The sequence below is a fragment of the Bacillus sp. M13(2017) genome (assembly GCF_002218325.1).
Classification (GTDB): Bacteria; Bacillota; Bacilli; order Bacillales; family Bacillaceae_G; genus Bacillus_A; species Bacillus_A thuringiensis_K.
Genome location: NZ_KZ268508.1, coordinates 202,749 through 209,933, shown reverse-complemented (window position 1 = coordinate 209,933; position 7,185 = coordinate 202,749). Strand labels below are relative to the sequence as shown.

Sequence of the window (7,185 nt, the reverse complement as noted above, 5' to 3'; positions counted from 1 at the left end):
CTCCAATAAAGTTAGTTTGTCTAGCATCTAAAATAAAAATTGACGTTTCACGTTGTTTGTTTCGTTCAGTTTTCAAAGAACTACTTAGTCGCTCATTTGCGACTTCCTTATGTTAACATCTTCATTTTTCAATGTCAACTAAGTTTTTTATTTTCTTTTTTGTCGTTTTCTGCGTTTCCGCATCAGCGACGGTTATTAATATATCATGCAGTATATACAGGGTCAATACTTTTTATAAAAAATTTCACATCCCGTTAAAAACTTAAAAACCGCTGTAAAAATCATTATAGTGTCCATTCATTCTTCATGGCTCCCCTCCTATTCATTTCATATCTTATCCCTTTATCAATTTACACGAGAGTGAAAATTCTAAATTTTATGTTATATTATTAGTATAGGAGCGTGGTGAGAATGAGCATTAAGTATTCAAACAAAATCAATAAAATCCGGACCTTTGCATTAAGTTTAGTATTTATCGGCCTCTTCATTGCATACTTAGGTGTCTTTTTCCGCGAAAACATTATTATTATGACAACGTTTATGATGGTTGGCTTTTTAGCTGTTATCGCTAGCACTGTCGTTTACTTTTGGATTGGTATGTTATCTACTAAGACTATCCAAATTATTTGCCCAAGCTGTGATAAGCCAACAAAAATGCTCGGCCGTGTCGATGCATGTATGCACTGCAATCAACCTTTAACACTAGATCGAGATCTAGATGGAAAAGAATTTGATGAAAAGTATAATAAGAAGAGTTATAAATCATAAGTATCAAGGGAAATACGAATTTGCAACACCACAAACGTTTCAACTCATTAAAAAGTTGATTTCTTAAAAATCAACTTTTTAATTGTTTTATTAAATTTATTACACCTATTTTTTCGAAATAACAGTAAACATCCCTGTCATATTAGGCGAATAATCTTTAAAATCATATTTTTCGTAGAATGATGTTTTACCTTGCGACGCAAACAAACCAATGAATGCTTTATCTGGAGCATTCCCATTTAAGTATTCTACTAAAGTATTCATTATTTTCTTTCCAATACCATTCTTTTGATACTCTGGATGAACCACTATATCTTGAATATAGAAATAGATAGCCCCATCACCAACAATTCTCCCCATGCCGATGATTTGATTATGATCCTTGACTGTTATACAGTAAATGGAATTTTGAAGTGATATTTCCGCCACCTCAAAGTTCATATAATTAGTCCATCCCACAGAATCACATAAATATTTATATTCTTCCAATGTTGGAATGTTATTTTTAATCTCATATTTCTTCAAAATGTCCCCTCCAAGAATTCATTTCCACCAATACAAAGTAAATTCGACAAACTTTTATCTAACCCTTCTTACTAACTTAGCACTGTAAATCCCGATTAACCTCACGCTAATCCTTATATAATAAAGAAAGAGGCTGACGTATAGCCGTCAGCCTCTTTCTTTATTATATATTACGCCTTATGACACTCTGGACAAACGCCATAAATTTCTAAGCGATGACTATTGATAACGAAGCCTGTCGTTTTCGCAGCTTCCTCTTCCAGCTTTTCCAAGCCTCCATAAGGAAAATCAACAATCTTACCACATTTTTCGCAAATCACATGGTAATGTTGACTTGTAACATAATCAAATCTACTTGAAGCGTCTCCATAAGTTAATTCCTTTACAAGTCCAACCTCTTTAAACACACGTAAGTTATTATAGACAGTTGCAACACTCATATTTGGAAACTTACCTTCTAATGCTTTATAAATATCATCCGCTGTTGGGTGCGTCATTGATTCCACAAGGTACTCTAAAATAGCATGACGCTGTGGAGTAATGCGTACACCCGTATTTTTCAGCATTTCTAGCGCTTCTTTTAATTCTTCTTTGACCACCGTCATGCACCCCGATTCTATACGGATTATTATTTTATAATTCTTATAAAGAGTGTACTCCTTTTCTTATAAATCGTCAATATTTCTACTATAAGTATGTGGTTTATTTTTATATTCAGGACTTGTTTTTATGTATCTTTCCCTTTTTCTTCATATATTACATAGAAAAAAAGTGCGACATAATCGCACTTGGAATACTATCATCTGAGGAGGTATGCCCTACACTTCCACTTTATGTAAGGCAGTAAAATATGTATAGACACTTGCCTTGTTTCTGCATATTTTATCTCCAACGTAGATTTATTTTATATAAGAAAGAACATCCTCAATATGCCCTTTCACTTTTACTTTACGCCACTCTTTTACAAGTTCACCGTCTTTATTAATAAGAAATGTAGAACGCTCGATTCCCATATACTCTTTCCCAAAGTTCTTTTTTAACTTCCAAACATCGTATAACTCTGCTACTTTATGATCTTCATCTACTAAAAGTGTAAATGGCAATTCATGTTTCTCAATGAATTTCAAATGTCTATTCGCTGAATCAGGACTTACTCCAAGAATAACCGTATCCTTCTCTTGAAATACTCCATACGCATCACGAAAATCACATGCTTCAGTTGTACATCCTGGCGTCATATCTTTCGGGTAAAAATAGAGAACTACATTTTTACCGCGGAAATCAGCTAGACGAACTTCTTCTCCGTTACTTCCCTCTAATGTGAATTCTGGTGCCATTTCTCCTACTGTAATCATAGTTATCACTCCTACTCTTTTCCTTTACTATAACAAATGCTTCCTTATTTTTCATTGTCTATTACAGACCTCATCACAAAAGCAAAAGGGAGTGTATATCCAATTAGCGCTTCTGCGATTGCAATCCATCGCCCAATTCCAATCGGAGATATGTCACCATATCCAACAGACAATAAAGTAACTGCGCTAAAATATAAACAAACTTCGACGAGTTGAAAAGAATGAGCGTTCAAACTTTCTCCGTCCTCTTTCAAAACTGCGAAACCCATTTCCTCTAATACAACGTAACTTAATCCAAACGCGATCAGTACTGTTGTATAGATCAAAAATAATGTGGCCAAATTATAGAGCGAAAAAAAACGCGTTGAATCCGAATAGGAACTCCATAATAATTGGACACTTTTCAAAATAGCGATTGCTGCAATTAATAGAATAAATCCCCATAACATGTCCTCCACCTCATTTTATATGTATGAGGTGGAGAACTGATTTATCCCTTAGAAACGAACAAGCTTCTATAATTAATTACCCGCGCCACGATACCTTTTTACCCCTTGGTTCCAGAGGGTGATTGCAATCGTAAAACAGATAATACCAACAATTGGCGTCGCAAATGCATAACTATTCCATTCTGTTTTTCTTAAAAAGTATGCTGCTGGATATACTCCAACAAACGCAAACGGTAAAACAAACGTTAAAATGAAACGAATTACACGATTATAAATATTAACAGGATAGCGCCCGTAATTACCTATGTTATACATAAGAGGCATAATTGAACTTTTCGCATCCGACCAAAAACCAAGGCTCGCCAGCGTAACAAATATCCCTCCATATACAAGTGCTCCTCCTCCTACCATCAATATAAATAAGAAGAAATCATACCAGTAAAAAGATAATTGTAACTCCACAGTTGCATATCCCATTACAACAATCCCTGTAATAGCTCCAATTAAAGATTCAAGTTCCATTCTTTCTAATATAATTTGAAATAGGCTATGGATCGGTCGCGTTAATACACGATCCATCTCCCCTTTAATAATGTATCGATCATTAAAATCCCATATATTAAAGAAAGCTGAAAAGATGGCAAATGGTACTAAAAAGAAACCATAAATAAAGATTACCTCTTCTCGACTCCATCCCTTCAATGCTTGTGTATGCCCAAATACAACGAGAATAAATATTAAATTAACTGCTTGAAGCGATAAATCAGAAAGTAAACCAACAATAAAATCGCCTCGATACTCCAATTTCGTTTTTATATATTGACTTGCATATTGTAAAAATAAGTTTATATATAGCATCTCATCATCCCCCTTGTACAATTAGACGTTTTCTCGCCGTTCTCCACATGAGTACAATTGGAATAATAAGTACAATCGCCCAAATCACTTGAAATATTAAAGCCTCATACAACTTACTCCCCTGTATACCTTCAGAAAAAATCATACTTGGAATATAACTAATAGCCTGAAACGGTAAGAACATCATTGCTTTTTGGGCCCATAACGGATAAAAACTAATTGGTAATAATAGACCTGAAAATAAATCAATAACAACGCGTTTTGCATACATAATCCCACTATTATTAAATAGAAAAAACGTAAGCATTCCTGTCATTAAATTAATTTGTGTATTAATAATAAAACTAAATATTAAAGATAAGAAGAAATATAACCACGTTTGAAAATTCGTTGTAATTTGCAACGAAAATAATAACGTAACGATAACCATGCCTGGAATGGAAAAGAAGGCAAAACGGAATATTCCCTCGCCAAGACCTTGCATAACTTTCATTCCCAAATAGTTATACGGACGAATTAATTCTACAGCCACACGTCCTTCTTGAATCTCCATCGCAATTTCCCTATCTATATTATTAAAATAGAAGGCACGTGCCATCCACGCGATTGCGATATACGTGGTCATTTGCGAAATAGATAAACTTTCAATATTCTCTTTTCCGCTATAAATTGCTTGCCATAAAAAATAGTAAGCACCGATATTAATCGTATAAATTAAAATCCCGCTATAATAATTTGTGCGATACGCAAGCATCATTAAAAAGCGAATTCGAATCATTTCAATATACTTACCCATGTTTAATACCTTCTTCATAAATGTTACGAATAATTTCCTCTGTAGACACTTCATTAATTTTTAAATCTTTAATTTGAAAGGCTTGTACTACTTTAGAAATAAGCATTGAAATAATAACTTCTTCATTCGGTATTTTTGCAACCCACGCGTTTTCCTCTTTCGCTTTCGACCAAACGACATGACTATCTGGCATAACCATTGATAAAGCCTGATAGGAAACTGGTGCAATAAACTGAAAATGTATTTCCTTCTCCGCTCCCCACTGCGTACGAAGATTACTTAAAGAACCGTCATACATAATATTTCCTTCATCCAGCATGATAACACGCTCACATAATGCTTCAATATCAGTAATATCATGGGTTGTTAATAAAATTGTTGTTTTATAACGTTCATTCATTTCTTTTAAAAATTCACGTATTTTCAATTTCACAAGTACATCTAGCCCAATTGTTGGTTCATCTAAAAATAATAACGGTGGGTTATGAATTAATGCTGCCGCTAATTCACAACGCATTCTTTGACCTAGAGATAACTTTCGAACTGGCTTATCTAATAAAGGACCAATATCTAACGTTTCAATCACGTGTTCCATATGCTCTTTATACTGAGCGTCTGATACACCGTACACTTTTTTTAATAAACGAAAAGATTCTTGTACAGCAATATCCCACCAAAGTTGTGAGCGTTGACCGAAAACAACACCAATGGTTCTTACAAATTCTTCTCTCTGTTTATGTGGGTTCATCCCATTTACTAAAATCTCTCCTGATGTCGGAGTCAAAATCCCCGTAAGCATTTTAATTGTTGTTGATTTACCAGCACCGTTCTCACCGATATAACCAACCATCTCACCTTGTTTTACAGTAAAAGATACATCATTTACTGCTGGTACTATTTTATAATTACGATTTAATAAATCGCGAAATGCACCCTTTAAACCCGGACGACTTGAATAGGCTGTAAATTCTTTACGTAACCCTTGTACCTCAATTACCGACTTCATAATCGGCCCCCCCTCCTAAATGTCACAACGAATAGTTTACCCAACTGCCTTCTCTATCACAAACAATACGTCTTTTCGAAAAACATGTTAGAATAATACATAGATTTTTGTAAGGAGATGAATGGTAGTGAAATTCACAAAGTCAGAAGCATTACATAAAGAAGCTTTAGAGCATATCGTTGGCGGCGTTAATAGTCCTTCTCGTTCTTTTAAAGCAGTTGGCGGTGGCGCTCCTGTTGCTATGGAACGTGGAAAAGGTGCTTATTTCTGGGATGTAGACGGAAATAAATATATCGATTATTTAGCAGCATACGGTCCTATTATTACTGGACATGCTCACCCGCACATCACAAAAGCAATTACAACAGCTGCTGAAAATGGTGTACTTTACGGAACACCAACAGCGCTAGAAGTAAAATTTGCAAAAATGTTAAAAGAGGCAATGCCTGCTTTAGATAAAGTACGCTTTGTAAACTCTGGTACTGAAGCAGTAATGACGACAATTCGTGTTGCTCGTGCTTACACAGGCCGCACAAAAATCATGAAATTTGCTGGTTGTTACCACGGTCATTCTGATTTAGTACTTGTAGCAGCTGGATCTGGTCCTTCTACACTAGGAACACCTGACTCAGCCGGCGTACCACAAAGTATCGCTCAAGAAGTTATTACTGTTCCATTTAATAATGTAGAAACTTTAAAAGAAGCGTTAGATAAATGGGGACATGAAGTAGCGGCTATTCTTGTAGAACCGATTGTTGGAAACTTCGGTATTGTAGAGCCAAAACCTGGATTCCTTGAGAAAGTGAATGAACTTGTTCATGAAGCTGGCGCACTAGTAATTTATGATGAAGTTATTACCGCTTTCCGCTTCATGTACGGTGGTGCTCAAGATTTACTTGGCGTAACACCAGACTTAACAGCTCTGGGTAAAGTTATTGGCGGCGGACTTCCAATCGGTGCTTACGGTGGTAAGAAAGAAATTATGGAACAAGTTGCTCCGCTTGGACCTGCATATCAAGCAGGTACAATGGCAGGAAATCCTGCTTCTATGGCATCTGGTATTGCTTGTCTAGAAGTTCTTCAACAAGAAGGACTTTATGAGAAATTAGATGAACTTGGTGCCATGCTTGAAAAAGGAATTTTAGAGCAAGCTACAAAACATAATATCGATATTACATTAAACCGTCTAAAAGGTGCTTTAACTGTATACTTCACAACAAATACAATTGAAGATTACGATGCAGCACAAGATACAGACGGTGAAATGTTCGGTAAATTCTTCAAGCTAATGCTTCAAGAAGGAGTTAACTTAGCACCTTCTAAATACGAGGCATGGTTCTTAACTACAGAACATACAAAAGAAGATATTGAATATACAATCGAGGCTGTCGGCAGAGCATTTGCTGCCCTAGCAGACAATAAATAATC

9 protein-coding genes are annotated in these 7,185 nt (G+C 35.4%); 2 read left to right on the top strand and 7 right to left on the bottom strand.

Annotated elements, in window-relative coordinates; translation table 11 throughout:
- Positions 1 to 411 precede the first annotated feature (411 nt).
- On the top strand, positions 412 to 768 hold the full coding sequence (locus CGQ22_RS20430; RefSeq protein WP_000025057.1) for a YgzB family protein: 357 nt from the start codon (positions 412 to 414) through the stop codon (positions 766 to 768).
- A 105-nt stretch (positions 769 to 873) separates the two neighbouring features.
- Here CGQ22_RS20430 and CGQ22_RS20425 read toward each other — a convergent pair whose 3' ends face one another.
- The 7 genes from CGQ22_RS20425 to CGQ22_RS20395 form a co-directional block, all read right to left on the bottom strand.
- On the bottom strand, positions 874 to 1,293 hold the full coding sequence (locus CGQ22_RS20425; protein ID WP_000759734.1) for a GNAT family N-acetyltransferase: 420 nt from the start codon (positions 1,291 to 1,293) through the stop codon (positions 874 to 876).
- A gap of 170 nt (positions 1,294 to 1,463) precedes the next feature.
- Positions 1,464 to 1,892, bottom strand: a complete 429-nt coding sequence (gene perR / locus CGQ22_RS20420) for a peroxide-responsive transcriptional repressor PerR (RefSeq protein WP_000237829.1) — start codon at positions 1,890 to 1,892, stop codon at positions 1,464 to 1,466.
- A gap of 300 nt (positions 1,893 to 2,192) precedes the next feature.
- On the bottom strand, positions 2,193 to 2,648 hold the full coding sequence (gene bcp / locus CGQ22_RS20415; protein WP_000633710.1) for a thioredoxin-dependent thiol peroxidase: 456 nt from the start codon (positions 2,646 to 2,648) through the stop codon (positions 2,193 to 2,195).
- A gap of 44 nt (positions 2,649 to 2,692) precedes the next feature.
- Entirely contained in the window at positions 2,693 to 3,097 is a 405-nt protein-coding gene (locus CGQ22_RS20410) for a potassium channel family protein (RefSeq protein WP_000964343.1), read from the bottom strand.
- Positions 3,098 to 3,169: 72 nt separating this feature from the next.
- A complete protein-coding gene (locus CGQ22_RS20405) occupies positions 3,170 to 3,955 on the bottom strand; it encodes an ABC transporter permease (protein ID WP_000965778.1) in 786 nt (261 codons plus the stop codon).
- 4 nt (positions 3,956 to 3,959) lie between these two features.
- Positions 3,960 to 4,751, bottom strand: coding sequence for an ABC transporter permease (locus CGQ22_RS20400; protein ID WP_000521516.1), 792 nt, complete (start codon positions 4,749 to 4,751; stop codon positions 3,960 to 3,962).
- Positions 4,744 to 5,757, bottom strand: coding sequence for an ABC transporter ATP-binding protein (locus tag CGQ22_RS20395; RefSeq protein WP_000843650.1), 1,014 nt, complete (start codon positions 5,755 to 5,757; stop codon positions 4,744 to 4,746). The genes CGQ22_RS20400 and CGQ22_RS20395 overlap by 8 nt, the downstream gene beginning before the upstream one ends.
- A 121-nt stretch (positions 5,758 to 5,878) precedes the next feature.
- Here CGQ22_RS20395 and hemL point away from each other — a divergent pair, with 121 nt between their 5' ends.
- Positions 5,879 to 7,183 (top strand): glutamate-1-semialdehyde-2,1-aminomutase, encoded by a 1,305-nt coding sequence (gene hemL, locus CGQ22_RS20390; RefSeq protein WP_003299918.1) that lies wholly within the window; start codon positions 5,879 to 5,881, stop codon positions 7,181 to 7,183.
- Positions 7,184 to 7,185: the final 2 nt, after the last annotated feature.

Excerpts from the sequence above, each read along its gene's own strand:
- CGQ22_RS20430 (WP_000025057.1), top strand. The coding sequence starts at position 412 with ATGAGCATTAAGTATTCAAACAAAATCAATAAAATCCGGACCTTTGCA.
- bcp (WP_000633710.1), bottom strand. The coding sequence starts at position 2,648 with ATGATTACAGTAGGAGAAATGGCACCAGAATTCACATTAGAGGGAAGT.
- CGQ22_RS20410 (WP_000964343.1), bottom strand. The coding sequence starts at position 3,097 with ATGTTATGGGGATTTATTCTATTAATTGCAGCAATCGCTATTTTGAAA.
- CGQ22_RS20405 (WP_000965778.1), bottom strand. The coding sequence starts at position 3,955 with ATGCTATATATAAACTTATTTTTACAATATGCAAGTCAATATATAAAA.
- CGQ22_RS20400 (WP_000521516.1), bottom strand. The coding sequence starts at position 4,751 with ATGGGTAAGTATATTGAAATGATTCGAATTCGCTTTTTAATGATGCTT.
- CGQ22_RS20395 (WP_000843650.1), bottom strand. The coding sequence starts at position 5,757 with ATGAAGTCGGTAATTGAGGTACAAGGGTTACGTAAAGAATTTACAGCC.
- hemL (WP_003299918.1), top strand. The coding sequence starts at position 5,879 with ATGGTAGTGAAATTCACAAAGTCAGAAGCATTACATAAAGAAGCTTTA.